Origin of the sequence: Flavobacterium sp. KBS0721 (assembly GCF_002007065.3) — a bacterium.
Classification (GTDB): domain Bacteria; phylum Bacteroidota; class Bacteroidia; order Flavobacteriales; family Flavobacteriaceae; genus Flavobacterium; species Flavobacterium piscis.
Window position 1 is genome coordinate 1,147,191 of record NZ_CP042170.1, and the last position, 14,075, is coordinate 1,161,265.

Sequence of the window (14,075 nt, forward strand, 5' to 3'; positions counted from 1 at the left end):
ATTTGCCCGTTTTCATTTTATTGAAGTTGCTTAAAAAGCATTATTTTCGATTAATTCTTTCATTTGTCGATCAAGGTTAAAGTTTTCTTTTGCATGAAGAAAAATATCTTTTTTCATCTTTTGAATTTCATCTTTACCTAATTTTGAAATTTGTATTAAAGTTGAATTTAATTGCTCAAAATCTTCTACTGGAACAACCCAGCCCAAATTATTTTCCTCGACAATATTTTCACCTTCGCCACCTCCAAAATAAAAAACAGGAAAACCCAAAGCGCTATATTCAAATATTTTTGAAGGCACAGAACCGTAAATTCTAGTTTTAAGCGGAACAAGAGCAATATCTAAATCCTTTAATTTTTCATGCAAAATAGTACGTTCTAACATACCGTGAAAAATTATCTTTTTAGTCGGATTTTGATTGAGGTAATTCAAAATTTGAGTTTTCTCAGCACCATCACCAAAAATATGCAATTCGACATTTAAATTCTCCAAATTCAGTTGCTGAATAAGTTCAAAAACACCTTGCGCAACGCCCAATAATCCTGCGTAAAATAGTTTTATTGGTTCGCTGGAATTTTCTTTTTCTTCTGGCAAATCTTCCACAAAATGATCCGGATAATTGCGATACAAAAAGCATTTTTTTTCAGGAAAAATCGAATGAATATGTATAATAATTTCATTGGACTGACCAAAAATATGTGTTGCTTTTTTATAGATAAAACGTTCTATAAAAAGTAAAATTTTATGCGAAACACTGTTTTTCTTCAACACTTCAAGTTCAATGGCAGCTGTTGGCCAAAGGTCTGAAACATTCAGTATAATTGTCTTTCGTTTTAACCAAAGTGTAAAAACAGAAACAAAAGAAAGCAATAATGGCGGCGATTGTACGATAACCTTTTTAGGCGTTTTGGCAAATAATAAATAGAAAAATAAAGTTGTCGAAAACGAAAGCGTCGAAACAATTCGTTTAAGAATATTCGAACTATTACTCGGATAAATCCAGAGGCGTTTTAGTGTAATATTCTGAACCTTTTCTGTAACAGAAAATTTGCCTTTATATTCCGGAAATAATTTGCCTTTTGGATAATTGGGCAATGGAGAAATCACCGAAACTTCATAGCCGTTTTGATTTAATTTCAAGGCCAGTTGTTCGATTCTATTGGCAGCAGCACCTTTTTCGGGCGGATAATAATTGGATATGATTAAAATGTCCTTCATTATTTTTTATCCAATAAAATTGAAATAATTCTTTCAGATGCTTTTCCGTCCCATAATTCCGGAATGCCACTTTTTCTTGCGCCATTTTTCAGGAACTCACCAAAGACTTTCTGTAAATTTTCTAAAGAAGTTCCCACAATAGTATTCGATCCTATGGTTTCTGTTTCAGGGCGTTCGGTATTATTTCGCATGGTAAAACAAGGAATTCCAAGAACAGTTGTTTCTTCGGATATTCCTCCACTATCGGTAATAACCGCAAAACTATTTTTGATCAAATACATAAAATTTAAATAACCTTGCGGTGAAACAAAAATGATGTTTTTGAATTTGATTTCGCTTTCGCCTAAAATTGCCTGAGTTCTTGGATGAATCGGAAATAGTATTTTTTTGTTGTCGACTAAAGTATCGATTCCGTGCAGAAGTTCGATCAAAGAAGAAACTTCATCGACATTTCCAGGACGATGTAAGGTTAGAATAATATAATTTTTTTCGTTTAATTGATGTTCATCCCAAAAATCAGGAGCAGCAATACGATCTAAATTTTGGTATAAAGTATCGATCATCACATTTCCCACAAAGTGAATATGCTCAGGATCAGATCCTAGCTTTAATAAATTTTCTGAGGCAGAAGTTGAGGTTGTAAAAAAGTAATCGGTAATACTATCCGTCAGCATTCTATTGATTTCTTCCGGCATTGATAAGTCGCCAGAACGAATTCCCGCTTCGACATGCGCCACTTTTGTGTTACATTTCTTTGCCACAATCGAACACGCCATAGTCGAATTGACATCGCCAACAACCAAAACCAAATCACAAGGGTTTTGAATCAGTTCTTTCTCAAAAGCAATCATGATCGCAGCAGTTTGTTCGGCTTGAGAACCACTTTTTACTTCGAGATTTACGTTTGGCTTCGGAATATTTAATTCTTCAAAAAAAGTATCGCTGAGGTTTTTATCATAATGCTGACCTGTGTGAACCAATCGAAATGAAACATCAAAACCTTGATTTTGCTTGTTTTTTATAGCATTAATAATGGGGGCAATTTTTATAAAATTAGGTCTAGCACCCGCGATTATGGTGATTTTCATAAGTAGATTGGATTCGGTCTAAAAATTTTCTTCTGGCAAAAGTAAAGTTTAAATTGGAATCTGGAGAGATTGAGATGTTTTCTTCAAAGTTTAATGGATTTTTTGAAGCAAATCTTAAAACTGTTTAGAATTGGAGGTCACAATTTGTGACCTCCAATTATTCATTAATTTTTTAAGGTCGCAAACTGCGACCTTAGAGAATTGTTATTTTTTATAGCCAATTTTTACTCTTTCGCTTTCTTCTTCTTTTTTCTCTGTTAATTCATCTAAATAAGAAAAAACCAATTCGATATTCTTATCATGGTTTTCTAACTTCTTCTGAATCTGCAGAATATCAACTTTAATTTCAGTTGTATCCAAAAGCATTTGTCTCACTTTCATGAAAATTCGCATGATTTGAATATTGGTTTGAATTGCTTTGTCACTTTTTAAAACACTTGATAGCATAAGTACACCATGTTCAGTGAATGCTGTTGGAATTTTACGTAAACCCATTTTTTCAGAATTGGAAATCACAATTTGTGATTTCCAATTTTCAAATTCTGATCTATTGAGTTCAAACATAAAATCTTCTGGAAATCTAGATATGTTCCTTTTAACTGCTTGGTTTAAAATTCGTGTCTCAACTCCATAAAGTAAGGCCAGATCACGATCAAGCATCACCTTTTGGCCACGTATAAAATATATTTTATTAGAAATAGTTTCTTCAGAAAGTAAAGATTGGACGTCCATAAGTTTTTAATTAAAAAAACAAATGTAAGATTTTATTTATATTACAAATACGACTTGAATTGTTTTAGTTTTCCGCTTTTACTTCTTTCTAGAACTGTTTTTCGGGTAAAACTAAAGTTTAAATTAGATTCTAAATATAAAGAAATAGCCTTTTCTATTTTTTGAATTTGATCTTTATCTAATGCTTTATCAGAAACATATTCAATTTCAAAGCGATCTAATTGCGTTTGTTTGATGATAAATTCCTTTACATTTCCATCATCTTCAACAATGCTTTTGGTCACGTAATAAAAGGTTAATCCAGGCGATTTTTTTCCGCTTGGTAGAATTGCAATATCATTCGTTCTGCCAATTAGTTTTTTTAAGATTGGCTTTTGAGGAGTACTTTTTTCGTCTAAAATACCAATATCGCCAATTTCATATCTTATAAAAGGGTGCGCTTTATTAAAAAGAGAAGTAATCACAATCCGGCCTTCTTCCCCGTAAGGGAGAACATTATTATTCTCATCTAATATTTCGACGAATAACGTTTCAGCATTGACTTGCCATTCTCCGTTTGGATTTTCAAAAGCTATTAAATCTAGTTCCGAAGCGCCGTATTCGTTGATAATCGGAATCCCAAATTGCTTTTCCAACAGTTTTTTATCCGATTCAAAAAGCATTTCAGATGTCACAAAACAAGCTTTTAAAGTCGGACAAATTTCATTTAAAACAATGTTTTTCTGTTCTAAATATTTAGCAAATAAAACAATAGAACTCGTATAACCATTAATATAATCGAATTTTTTAGTTTTAAATTTTCGAAGGAATTGCTCCAGAATTTCATCAGATAAATCGAAAACCGGAAAACGAAAACGATGCGTCAAAAAATCTTTAAATCGTTCTTTTTTGTATCCAATAAAATCCATCGGAATGCCATAAAAACGAGCCTGATGCGAACGATTAAAATCGATTTTGTACCAGCCAAAACGCATAAATATAGAAGTCCAGGTTAAAGCGTGACAATACTTATCTTTAGCAAAAACAAACGGAGTTCCGCTGGATCCGGATGTTTTGTTGAGGTAAATATTTTTTCGCGAGTAGCCTTTTGACAGTCTTTCGTCAAGAGGTTTTTGTAGATTTTGTTTGTTCAGAATAGGTAAGTCTTCCCATTTCAAATCCGTTTTATTCCCTACTAATTGTTGATAAAATGAATTGTTTTGAAGATGAAAATTGACAATTTCTTCTTTTTTATTTTGAAGAAAAACAGCATATTCTTGTTGAGATAAATTCACGATTTTATCCATTTCAGCTTTGGCTTTCTTTATAGGAAAACCATTTAGTTGAAGCGAAATATCAAAAATAGAAATCATTAAACGGCTTCTTTTAAATCGTAACGTTTAATCAATTTTAGTTCGTCGCTTTTATTTGATTCCTCTTCTTCAATATCAAAATCGTCCTGAAGTCCCAACCAAAATTTAGCCGAATTTCCAAAATAATGACTTAGTCGCAAAGCGGTATCAGCAGTAATTCTGCGGTTTCCCTTAATGATTTCAGAAATTCTGGTTTGCGGAATTTTTAAATCTTTAGATAAACGATAAGGTGTAATATTTAGCGGAATTAAAAATTCTTCCGATAAAATTTCTCCTGGATGTATGTTTTTTAATTTTTCCATTTTATTTTTTTTAATGATAATCAACAATTTCTACATTTAATGCATTTCCATTTTCCCAAACAAAAATTATTCGCCATTGATTGTTAATTCGAATGCTATAAAAATCTTTTAAGTTACCTGCTAATTTTTCTAAACGATTAGAAGGCGGAATTCTCAAATCGGTTAAATTTTGAGAGTTATGCAGCATTCTGAGTTTTCTTCTGCCAATTTGCTGTATCTCAATCGAAGGTTTTTTGACCACAATACCATTCCAAATTTTTTCAGTTTCTTTAGATCCAAATGAGATTATCATACCTTTCGCATTACTAACGTCAAAAGTAAGTAAAAAAAATTATTATTTAAGGTTAAAACCCACTATTTTTGCACCACAACTAAATACAACTACACATGACAATTTTACTATTGGGATCAGGCGGAAGAGAACATGCTTTTGCGTGGAAAATGATTCAGAGTCCGCTTTGCGAAAAACTTTTTGTTGCACCGGGAAATGCGGGAACGGCTGCAATTGCTACAAACGTGGCAATGTCTCCAACAGATTTTGATGCCATAAAAGCATTCGTAATTCAGGAAAATGTAAAAATGGTGGTCGTAGGGCCAGAAGATCCTTTGGTAAAAGGGATTTACGATTATTTTAAAAACGACGAAAGTTTACAGCATATTCCGGTTATCGGACCATCAAAATTAGGAGCTCAACTTGAAGGAAGCAAAGAGTTTGCTAAAGAATTCCTGATGAAACACAACATCCCGACAGCTGCTTACGACAGTTTTACTGCCGAAACAGTTGAAAAAGGATGTGCTTTCTTAGAAACTTTACAACCTCCATACGTTTTAAAAGCAGACGGTTTAGCTGCAGGAAAAGGAGTTTTGATTATTCAGGATCTTGAAGAAGCTAAAACCGAATTAAGAAACATGTTGGTTCACGAAAAATTTGGAGCAGCAAGTTCAAAAGTAGTGATCGAAGAATTTTTGGACGGAATTGAGTTAAGCTGTTTTGTTTTGACAGACGGAAAAAGTTATAAAATCCTTCCAACAGCAAAAGATTACAAGAGAATTGGTGAAGGCGATACAGGATTAAATACAGGCGGAATGGGAGCAGTTTCTCCAGTTCCTTACGTTGATGCTGTTTTGATGGAAAAAATCGAAACTCGTATTGTAAAACCAACAATCGAAGGTTTTCAAAAAGATGGAATCGAATACAAAGGTTTTGTATTTATTGGTTTAATCAATGTAAAAAACGAACCAATTGTTATTGAATACAACGTGAGAATGGGTGATCCTGAAACTGAAGTTGTGGTTCCAAGATTAAAATCTGATTTGGTAGCGTTGTTTCAGTCTGTGGCAGATCAAAAGTTAGATACTTTCGAATTAGAAGTTGATCCAAGAAGTGCGACTACAATTATGGTAGTTTCCGGTGGATATCCTGAAGATTTTGAAAAAGGTAAAGTAATTACTGGATTAGAAAATATTACAGATTCTATAGTTTTTCACGCAGGTACAAAATTAGATGGCAATAATGTCGTTAGTAATGGAGGACGTGTATTGACTGTAACATCTTACGGAGACGATTTTCAACAGGCCATAAAAAAATCTTACCAAAATATAGATAAACTAAATTTTGATAAGATGTATTTTAGAAAAGATATTGGCTTCGACTTACTTTAAAAAAGAGTGAGCTGTAGTATCTTGATTTTCTGTTCCGGCGTCATCAAAAATGCGTAATTGTTTAATCCAGTAAACGATTGCGCATGCGCAGATGATCATAAAAATCCAGTTAATAGTATTAGCACCAAACCAAGTAACAAGTTCTAGGTGACGTAAAAAGTCAAGTGGAGCAAATAAAATGTTAACGAATAAGTATTGTATTCCTTCGAAAAAAGCTGTCATAATTTATAAAATTATATGTTATTTATTGTTGTGTAACGCATTGAAGTTAAAATTCAGATAATAGAATCTTTTTTCAACTTGTTGGGTTTTCCTTTTTAAACAAGTATTATATTTACAATCACAAAAGTATAAAATATCCTTATGATAACAAGTGTTTTTAAAAAATCTACGCCATTAAATTATTCATTGGTCGTAATTTTAATACTGGTTTTCTTTTTTATTTTTCAAATTAAAGATCCATCATGGGTGAGTTCTTATTTTTTGGCGTTCCAAAAAGTAAGTTTACTACTGTTTATTTTAGCCTCTTTTTTCCTGGTTAATTTTATCGTAAAAAAGAACGGACTCAGTAAAGACAATGGTTACGCGATACTTTTCTATTTATTGTTTATATTATTCTTTCCCACGATTTTTAATAATGCCAATGTCATATATGCTAACTTTTTTATTCTTTTAGCGCTTCGAAGATTAATTTCGTTACAGTCATTAAAAGCTTCAAAAGAAAAAATATTCGATGCTTCTTTTTGGATTTTAATAGCTGCTTTATTTCAATTTTGGTGTGTTCTTTTCCTAATTTTGGTCTTTATATCGATTGTTTTTCATGCCTCGAGAGATTATCGAAACTGGATTTTACCTTTTATTGCGCTTTTGGCAGTATCAATAATTTTTTTATTGATCTCCTTAATCTTCCATATTAACATAATAGAGTTTTTTCAGAAGCGTGCTGTAATCGATTTTAATATTACTTATTTCAAGAGTAATTACGAGAATGGAGCACTTTCAATATATGTTGCAGTTGCCTTATTTTTTGTCACATCAATGTTGATGACTTTGTCAAACAGACCACAAATTGTACATTCATCTTACAAAAAAATAGTAGCCTGTTTTTTTATTGCAGCCCTTGTTTATATAATTTCACCGGATAAAAGCAATGATTTACTGTTATTAAGTATTGCTCCATTGACCATTATGGCGGCAAGTCACGTAGAATATATGCAGCAAAAACTCAACAACGAAATTGTTTTTTATGTACTTATTGCGTGTAGTTTATTTACTTATTTCTCTCAACTATAATTTACTTCCGTAAGCAAGATCACCCGCGTCTCCAAGGCCCGGAATAATGTAATTTTTATCGTTCAATTTCTCGTCGAGAGCAGCCACCCACAAATGGCAGTTTTCAGGTAAGCTTTTTTCAAGAAAAGCAATTCCTTCAGGAGCGGCGATAACCACCACAATATGAATTTCTTTTGGAGTCGCATTCTGAATTAGTTTTTCATGAACCGTCACAATAGACTGACCGGTTGCCAACATTGGGTCAAGCAATAAAACCGTTTTATCATTAATGTTAGAAACAGCCTGATATTCAACCCGAATTTCGAATTCATGATCATTATTAGGATGGTACCTGCAAGCCGAAACAAAGCTGTTTTCAGCATCGTCAAAATAGTTTAAAAAACCATTATGAAGTGGTAAACCGGCTCTTAAAATCGAACATAAAACCAAATCACTTTCTATTTCGGTTGTTTTTTTAATGCCAAGCGGAGTCTCAATTTCAACTTCTTTATACGATAAATCTTTGCTCAGTTCATAAGCCATAATTTCGCCAATTCGCTCAATATTTCTTCTAAAACGCATACTGTCGTTCTGAACGTTTATGTTTCTGATTTGACCTAAAAAATGATTTAATACGCTATTATTTTCAGAAATATAATGGATTTTCATAATAAAAATTTAGAATTATCAATGGTTTACAGTACGATAACGAAAAATTCATCGTTTTATTCGCACGATAAAAGTATAAAAAGTATCTTTGTAACTCTAACAAATAAACACATGTTTTCAAAATTAGCCTATTCAGTTTTCGAACAAAGCATCAAAGATTATCACCAGTTTGATAATGTAGATCAACCTATAAATAATCCTTATCCGAAGGATAAATTCGAACATTTATTATATCTAAAAAACTGGATTGACACTGTTCAATGGCATTTTGAAGATATTATTCGTGATCCGCAAATTGATCCGGTAGCAGCGCTTACTTTAAAAAGAAGAATCGATGCCTCTAATCAGGAGCGTACTGATATGGTAGAATATATCGATAGCTACTTTTTGCAAAAATACAGCGATGTAAAAGCAAAAGACGGAGCAAAAATCAATTCTGAAAGTCCTGCGTGGGCTTTTGACAGATTGTCTATCCTGGCCTTAAAAATTTATCACATGCAGGAAGAAGCGACTCGTGCAGAGGCTTCGCAAGAGCACAGAGATAAATGTCAGGAAAAATTAAACATCCTTTTAGAACAAAGAAGCGACTTATCAACAGCCATTGATGATTTGCTTGCTGATATCGAAAACGGAGATAAATTCATGAAAGTGTACAAACAAATGAAAATGTACAATGACGATGAATTGAATCCTGTTTTATACCAAAATAAGAAATAATTGGCAAAATTGTCCAATAAAATTAAGCATATAGCCGTCATGAGACTTTCCGCAATGGGAGATGTCGCCATGACGGTTCCTGTTTTACGTGACTTTGTAAAACAGTATCCAGAGGTAAAAGTGACCGTAATTTCACGTCCGTTTTTTAAGCCATTTTTTGACGGAATTCCAAATCTTGACTTTTTTGCTTTTGATGAAAAAGAACGTCATAAAAGTTTTTCAGGACTCTTGAGATTATATCGCGATGTCAAAAAACTCAAAATTGATGCTTTTGCGGATCTCCATAATGTTTTAAGATCTAAAATCGTGAGTTTACTTTTCGCTTTAAGCGGAAAAAAAAGAGCGACCGTTGATAAAGGAAGAGAAGGCAAAAAAGAACTAACCCGCGCCGAAAACAAAATTTTCAAACAATTGCCAACAATGTTCGAAAGACACGCAAAAGTGTTCGAAGAACTTGGTTTTCCTTTAGATTTATCAAATCCAACCTTCCTTGAAAAGGCAAAATTAAGTTCAGATATAGTAGAAATTATTGGCAATCAACACCAAAACTTAATTGGTATTGCACCTTTTGCACAATACGATTCTAAGGTTTATCCGCAGGATTTAATGCAGGAAGTTATTGCAAAACTAGCAGAAACTAAAAATAATAAAATATTACTTTTTGGGGGAGGCAAGAAAGAAATCGAAATTCTGGATTCACTTTCTCAACCTTATGATAATGTAATCAATATGGCCGGAAAAATAAAATTCCAGCAAGAATTACAATTAATAAGTAATCTGGATGTAATGCTTTCTATGGATTCTGGAAATGCGCATATCGCAGCAATGTTAGGCGTAAAAGTGGTTACGCTTTGGGGCGCCACACATCCTTACGCAGGATTTTTGCCATTCAATCAAACGTTAGAAAACGCCTTAACATCTGATAGAAATCAATATCCGAAATTACCAACTTCTGTCTATGGAAATAAAATAGTTGAAGGTTACGAAGATGCGATGAGAAGTATTTCTCCAGAGAAAGTAGTTTTCAGTATTCAGTCACAGTTGTAGTAGAAAATTCCAATAAAAAAAATTCCAAATTCCAACTTTTACAATTGGGATTTGGAATTTTTTTTATGGAATTTAATTTCTCATAAATCAAGAAAAAGATAGCCCATTGCTTTCTTTTTGTTTCTATCAACTACCACTTTTACAAAATGATTTTCTTTTTCAGTAGCGAGTAAAATGTGTTCAAAATCTTGGGTTGAATTTCTGTAAACTTTATGAATCAAATCAGATTCTTTAATTTTTTTCGATAAAATTTTAGCTGCTTTCAATTCACTCACGTAAGGCCAAATATTAAAAAAATGATCATTAGAGATTGATATTTCGGTCATTCCATCGGTAATAAACGAATTGTATTTTTCTTCTGAAAGTAGTTTAGGCGCTTTTCTGTTTCTTCTTTTTTTAATTATGAAGTAGATACAAAAGCAGGATGTTATTACAAAAAGTAGAATAAAAGAGAGGCGGAGATAATGATGCATTGCCATAATATTTAAATTTTAGGTTGACAATCAGATATAGCTTTACAAAGCTATCTTAGATAAAGAAAAATGATCAGCTTTAGTAATGTACTAATATACTAAATTTTAAGCGCTTTTTTTGAAAAATCGACAAAAACTTACGGGTTTATTTATGCATCTTAGCGGTATTTTTTAAGTTGAAAACTAAAAAATTCTAATAAAAAAATCCAAATTCCAATTTTAGTTGGAATTTGGATTTTAATTTTATTGGAATTTATCAAAGCCATATCTTCTCATCACGACATCTGCTATAAATATAATTTTTAAGATTCGAAATCGTAGCTTCATAATTAGGTGCGTCAAAACCAAATCTTTCGTGCTCCATTTGTTCTTTTTCGATGGCATTGCAGCCTTTTATAACTTCTTTTAGCATGTCCAGCATCGCGAGTTCTTTATTGTTCGTTTTCTGATATTTAAACTCGACAATTTCATCTTGAAGTTCTTCGCAATATTCTACAAGTTTCTCAACTTCAGGTTCATCTAAAAGATATTCCTTGCTTTTGAAAATTTCTCGTACTGATCTCATATTTAAATAAATTTCAAATTTTAAATGCCAAATTCCAATTTTGGAAGGTGTAAATTTGGGTTTCGTCTTTGTTAAAGCTAGCTGCACATTTTTTGTCATCCCGAGGAACGAGGGATCCCCACAAGAAACTTCGCAATCAAAATCGCCAATCTTTGTAGAGCTACTTGCGGAGATCCCTCGTTCCTTGGGATGACAATAATTGAGGGTTATTTTGTGTGAAATATTTTAAACTTTGACAAAGATTAAAAAAAGTAATAATCAAACAAAAAAAATTCCAAATCCCAATTGTAAGTTTGGAATTTGGAATTTGAATATTTTTCGAATTTAACGACTAAACATCATCATAATCTACATAAATAGACTCAGATGTTGGGTGCGCCTGACATGTTAAAATTAATCCTGAAGCAATTTCTTTATCAGTCAAGATTGAATTTTTAGTCATTTCGGCACTTCCGGAAGTTACACGAGCAAGACAGCTGCTGCAAATTCCGCCCTGACAAGAATATGGAGCATCGATTCCTTGTTTTAGCGCAGCGTCTAATATGGTTTGTTTTTGAGACATTTCGAACGAAACTTCGTCATCATCTACTAAAACAGTAATTTTTGTATGTCCTTCTAATGAAGCTTTTATTTCGTTTTCCTGAGATGAAGAAGTAAAAAGTTCGAACTTAATCGCTGATTCTTTTACGTTTTTCTCTTTCAAAATGGCAGAAACCGTATTGATCATTTCTTCTGGTCCGCACAAGAAAAATTTATCAAATTGTAATTCTTTGTGTTTGTTATTCAAAACAAAATTCACTGAAGATTTCTCGATTCTTCCAAACAAAGCGTTTTCGGCTTTAGCCTGACTAAAAACATAATGCACGAAAAAACGACCTACATATTGCAATTGCAAATCATGTAATTCCTGGTAAAAAATAGTTTCGTCAGGAGTTTTATTTCCGTAAACCAATACAAATGAGCTTTTTGGCTCGCTTTTCAATACTGATTTTATGATCGAAAGAACAGGAGTTATTCCGCTTCCGGCTACAAAAGCTGCGTAGTTTTTTTGTCTTTCGGCATCTGGTTCAAAAGTAAAAACTCCTTCCGGATGACCAACTTCAAGAACATCTCCTGCTTTAAGTCTGGTATTTGCAAACTGAGAAAACAAACCGTTTTTTACAGCTTTTACAGCAATTCGCAATTCGCCGCTTTCTGGTGCAGAGCAAATAGAATATGCACGGCGAATTTCTTGATTATCAAGAGTTAATTTTAAATTTATGTATTGCCCGGCTATAAATTTATAGTCTGGTTTTAGTTCTTCGGGAACATTAAAAAGTACAGAAACCGCGTCGTTTGTTTCGCGTTTTACCTCTTTAATTATAAGTTTTAAGAATGAAGGCATGATGGTATATTTTATGCAAAAGTAGCAAACGGAGATTAAATGTCAGGCACGAAATAATTATTTTTAACTTTTTTTGTAACGTTTACTTACATTTGATCTCTTACTACAAAACTGAAAACCAAATAACCATGATTAAAAAATTTATTTATCTCGAATGGAAAGCCTTTACAAGATCTGCGTCATTAGGTCTAAATGTGGCAATGAAAATTTTAATTGGTTTCTTGATGGTCTATTTCTCGGTACTTTTTATCGGAATGGGCGTTGGAGCATTTTATATATTACGAAAAATGAATTTCGAACCCTTATCGACTATCAATCAATTTCTAATTTATTATTTTCTGTTTGATCTTGTAGTTCGTTTGTTAATGCAGGCAATTCCGGTATTGAATATCAAACCATTATTGGTTTTACCTTTCAAAAAACCAACTATTGTTCATTTCTCACTAGGCAAAACAGCTTTGTCTTTTTTTAATTGGGTTCATGCCCTTTTCTTTGTTCCTTTTTCGATTGTGTTAGCCATGGAAGGTTATGATATTACAGGAATTGTTTTTTGGCTTTTAGCGGCATTTTCTTTAATATATATCAATAATTTCCTGAATATTATTTTAAGCAATATCGATAAATTATTTGTTGTTTTTATCGGAATAATTTTGGCTTTGGCAGCGGCGCAATATTACAAAGTATTTGATATTACAGCCTTTACAACGCCTGTTTTTCAGGGGTTTTATGCCACAAAGGGATTGTTTATAATTCCAGTTTTGGTGTTAACCGGATTGTATTTATTTACCTTTAAGTATTTCAAAAACAATCTGTTTTTAGATGCCGGACTTTCTAAGAAAGAAGATATTGCTACAACCGAAAATCTTTCCTGGCTCAATCAGTTTGGAACTTTAGGAACGTTTCTAAAAAATGATATTAAATTGATTAAAAGAAACAAAAGGTCAAAAACGACCATATTTATGAGTGTTTTCTTTTTGTTCTACGGATTCATCTTTTTCGGAAACACACATCAGCCTGAGGTAATGCACATTTTTGCGGGGATTTTTGTTTCGGGAGGATTTTTATTTGTCTTTGGTCAGTTTGTACCAAGTTGGGACAGCTCGTATTATCAATTAATGATGACACAAAATATTCCGTATCGCGGTTATATTACTTCAAAATGGTGGCTTATTGTTATTGGTACCATTATTTCAACCATTATCGCTTCGTTTTATCTTTTTTTCGGATGGGAAATTTACTTAACGATTGTTATTGGAGCCATTTATAATATTGGCGTAAACTCGCACTTAGTACTTTTAGGCGGAGCATTTACCAAAACTCCTATCGATTTAAGTTCGGCCGGTGGTGCTTTTGGAGATAAAAAAGCCTTTAATGTTAGTGCGATGTTATTGACTTTACCAAAACTATTATTGCCATTAGGACTTTATGCAATTGGTCTTTATTTAGGAAACAAAACCATCGGATTAGCGTTAGTTGCCGGAGCCGGAGTTTTAGGTTTTATCTTAAAAGACAAGGTATTTTCATTAATCGAAAAAAGATATAAAATCGAAAAATACAGTACCATAAGTGCTTATAAACAAAAGAACTAATTAAA

Annotated in this window: 16 protein-coding genes; 5 read left to right on the plus strand and 11 right to left on the minus strand. The window is 32.6% G+C overall.

The window, feature by feature from the left end; all coding sequences use genetic code 11:
* Nucleotides 1-30: 30 nt before the first annotated feature.
* The 6 genes from B0M43_RS05165 to B0M43_RS05190 all read right to left on the minus strand — a co-directional run bounded on the left by B0M43_RS05165 (nt 31) and on the right by B0M43_RS05190 (nt 4,984).
* On the minus strand, nt 31-1,218 hold the full coding sequence (locus B0M43_RS05165) for a glycosyltransferase family 4 protein (protein ID WP_078006604.1): 1,188 nt from the start codon (nt 1,216-1,218) through the stop codon (nt 31-33).
* Nucleotides 1,218-2,306, minus strand: coding sequence for a non-hydrolyzing UDP-N-acetylglucosamine 2-epimerase (wecB, locus tag B0M43_RS05170; protein WP_078006603.1), 1,089 nt, complete (start codon nt 2,304-2,306; stop codon nt 1,218-1,220). The genes B0M43_RS05165 and wecB overlap by 1 nt, the downstream gene beginning before the upstream one ends.
* A gap of 204 nt (nt 2,307-2,510) precedes the next feature.
* Entirely contained in the window at nt 2,511-3,038 is a 528-nt protein-coding gene (locus tag B0M43_RS05175) for an ORF6N domain-containing protein (protein ID WP_078006602.1), read from the minus strand.
* A gap of 41 nt (nt 3,039-3,079) precedes the next feature.
* A complete protein-coding gene (locus tag B0M43_RS05180) occupies nt 3,080-4,390 on the minus strand; it encodes a phenylacetate--CoA ligase family protein (RefSeq protein WP_078006601.1) in 1,311 nt (436 codons plus the stop codon).
* Nucleotides 4,390-4,692, minus strand: coding sequence for a HigA family addiction module antitoxin (locus B0M43_RS05185; RefSeq protein WP_078006978.1), 303 nt, complete (start codon nt 4,690-4,692; stop codon nt 4,390-4,392). The genes B0M43_RS05180 and B0M43_RS05185 overlap by 1 nt, the downstream gene beginning before the upstream one ends.
* Before the next feature lie 10 nt (nt 4,693-4,702).
* Nucleotides 4,703-4,984, minus strand: coding sequence for a type II toxin-antitoxin system RelE/ParE family toxin (locus B0M43_RS05190; RefSeq protein WP_078006600.1), 282 nt, complete (start codon nt 4,982-4,984; stop codon nt 4,703-4,705).
* Between the two features lie 95 nt (nt 4,985-5,079).
* On the opposite strand from B0M43_RS05190, the gene purD reads away from it, so the two are divergent.
* Nucleotides 5,080-6,354: a phosphoribosylamine--glycine ligase gene (gene purD / locus B0M43_RS05195; RefSeq protein ID WP_078006599.1), complete on the plus strand. Its 1,275-nt coding sequence runs from the start codon at nt 5,080-5,082 to the stop codon at nt 6,352-6,354.
* Here purD and B0M43_RS24720 read toward each other — a convergent pair.
* A complete protein-coding gene (locus tag B0M43_RS24720) occupies nt 6,346-6,576 on the minus strand; it encodes a uracil phosphoribosyltransferase (RefSeq protein WP_065451773.1) in 231 nt (76 codons plus the stop codon). The genes purD and B0M43_RS24720 overlap by 9 nt on opposite strands.
* A 141-nt stretch (nt 6,577-6,717) precedes the next feature.
* Between B0M43_RS24720 and B0M43_RS05205 the strand changes: the two genes are divergently transcribed.
* The gene (locus tag B0M43_RS05205) at nt 6,718-7,647 is read left to right on the plus strand and encodes a DUF6427 family protein (protein WP_065451772.1); all 930 of its coding nucleotides are present in this window, start codon (nt 6,718-6,720) and stop codon (nt 7,645-7,647) included.
* On the opposite strand, the gene upp is transcribed toward B0M43_RS05205, so the two are convergent.
* On the minus strand, nt 7,642-8,295 hold the full coding sequence (gene upp / locus B0M43_RS05210; protein WP_078006598.1) for a uracil phosphoribosyltransferase: 654 nt from the start codon (nt 8,293-8,295) through the stop codon (nt 7,642-7,644). The two genes, B0M43_RS05205 and upp, sit on opposite strands and share 6 nt — an antisense overlap.
* Nucleotides 8,296-8,406: 111 nt before the next feature.
* On the opposite strand from upp, the gene B0M43_RS05215 reads away from it, so the two are divergent.
* Nucleotides 8,407-9,012, plus strand: a complete 606-nt coding sequence (locus B0M43_RS05215; RefSeq protein ID WP_065452014.1) for a DUF4254 domain-containing protein — start codon at nt 8,407-8,409, stop codon at nt 9,010-9,012.
* A gap of 39 nt (nt 9,013-9,051) precedes the next feature.
* A complete protein-coding gene (locus B0M43_RS05220; RefSeq protein ID WP_078006597.1) occupies nt 9,052-10,059 on the plus strand; it encodes a glycosyltransferase family 9 protein in 1,008 nt (335 codons plus the stop codon).
* Nucleotides 10,060-10,139: 80 nt separating this feature from the next.
* On the opposite strand, the gene B0M43_RS05225 is transcribed toward B0M43_RS05220, so the two are convergent.
* The 3 genes from B0M43_RS05225 to B0M43_RS05235 all read right to left on the minus strand — a co-directional run bounded on the left by B0M43_RS05225 (nt 10,140) and on the right by B0M43_RS05235 (nt 12,481).
* Nucleotides 10,140-10,538 carry a hypothetical protein gene (locus B0M43_RS05225; protein WP_078006596.1) on the minus strand — a complete coding sequence of 133 codons (399 nt, stop codon included), beginning with the start codon at nt 10,536-10,538 and terminating at the stop codon, nt 10,140-10,142.
* Between the two features lie 250 nt (nt 10,539-10,788).
* Nucleotides 10,789-11,097 (minus strand): hypothetical protein, encoded by a 309-nt coding sequence (locus tag B0M43_RS05230; protein ID WP_078006977.1) that lies wholly within the window; start codon nt 11,095-11,097, stop codon nt 10,789-10,791.
* 331 nt (nt 11,098-11,428) lie between these two features.
* Nucleotides 11,429-12,481, minus strand: coding sequence for a ferredoxin--NADP reductase (locus tag B0M43_RS05235; protein WP_065451768.1), 1,053 nt, complete (start codon nt 12,479-12,481; stop codon nt 11,429-11,431).
* A 128-nt stretch (nt 12,482-12,609) separates the two neighbouring features.
* On the opposite strand from B0M43_RS05235, the gene B0M43_RS05240 reads away from it, so the two are divergent.
* Complete coding sequence (locus B0M43_RS05240; RefSeq protein ID WP_078006595.1) at nt 12,610-14,070, plus strand: DUF5687 family protein; 1,461 nt, start codon at nt 12,610-12,612, stop codon at nt 14,068-14,070.
* Nucleotides 14,071-14,075: the final 5 nt, after the last annotated feature.

Excerpts from the sequence above, each read along its gene's own strand:
- B0M43_RS05165 (WP_078006604.1), bottom strand. The coding sequence starts at position 1,218 with ATGAAGGACATTTTAATCATATCCAATTATTATCCGCCCGAAAAAGGT.
- wecB (WP_078006603.1), bottom strand. The coding sequence starts at position 2,306 with ATGAAAATCACCATAATCGCGGGTGCTAGACCTAATTTTATAAAAATT.
- B0M43_RS05175 (WP_078006602.1), bottom strand. The coding sequence starts at position 3,038 with ATGGACGTCCAATCTTTACTTTCTGAAGAAACTATTTCTAATAAAATA.
- B0M43_RS05180 (WP_078006601.1), bottom strand. The coding sequence starts at position 4,390 with ATGATTTCTATTTTTGATATTTCGCTTCAACTAAATGGTTTTCCTATA.
- B0M43_RS05185 (WP_078006978.1), bottom strand. The coding sequence starts at position 4,692 with ATGGAAAAATTAAAAAACATACATCCAGGAGAAATTTTATCGGAAGAA.
- B0M43_RS05190 (WP_078006600.1), bottom strand. The coding sequence starts at position 4,984 with ATGATAATCTCATTTGGATCTAAAGAAACTGAAAAAATTTGGAATGGT.
- purD (WP_078006599.1), top strand. The coding sequence starts at position 5,080 with ATGACAATTTTACTATTGGGATCAGGCGGAAGAGAACATGCTTTTGCG.
- B0M43_RS24720 (WP_065451773.1), bottom strand. The coding sequence starts at position 6,576 with ATGACAGCTTTTTTCGAAGGAATACAATACTTATTCGTTAACATTTTA.
- B0M43_RS05205 (WP_065451772.1), top strand. The coding sequence starts at position 6,718 with ATGATAACAAGTGTTTTTAAAAAATCTACGCCATTAAATTATTCATTG.
- upp (WP_078006598.1), bottom strand. The coding sequence starts at position 8,295 with ATGAAAATCCATTATATTTCTGAAAATAATAGCGTATTAAATCATTTT.
- B0M43_RS05215 (WP_065452014.1), top strand. The coding sequence starts at position 8,407 with ATGTTTTCAAAATTAGCCTATTCAGTTTTCGAACAAAGCATCAAAGAT.
- B0M43_RS05220 (WP_078006597.1), top strand. The coding sequence starts at position 9,052 with ATGAGACTTTCCGCAATGGGAGATGTCGCCATGACGGTTCCTGTTTTA.
- B0M43_RS05225 (WP_078006596.1), bottom strand. The coding sequence starts at position 10,538 with ATGGCAATGCATCATTATCTCCGCCTCTCTTTTATTCTACTTTTTGTA.
- B0M43_RS05230 (WP_078006977.1), bottom strand. The coding sequence starts at position 11,097 with ATGAGATCAGTACGAGAAATTTTCAAAAGCAAGGAATATCTTTTAGAT.
- B0M43_RS05235 (WP_065451768.1), bottom strand. The coding sequence starts at position 12,481 with ATGCCTTCATTCTTAAAACTTATAATTAAAGAGGTAAAACGCGAAACA.
- B0M43_RS05240 (WP_078006595.1), top strand. The coding sequence starts at position 12,610 with ATGATTAAAAAATTTATTTATCTCGAATGGAAAGCCTTTACAAGATCT.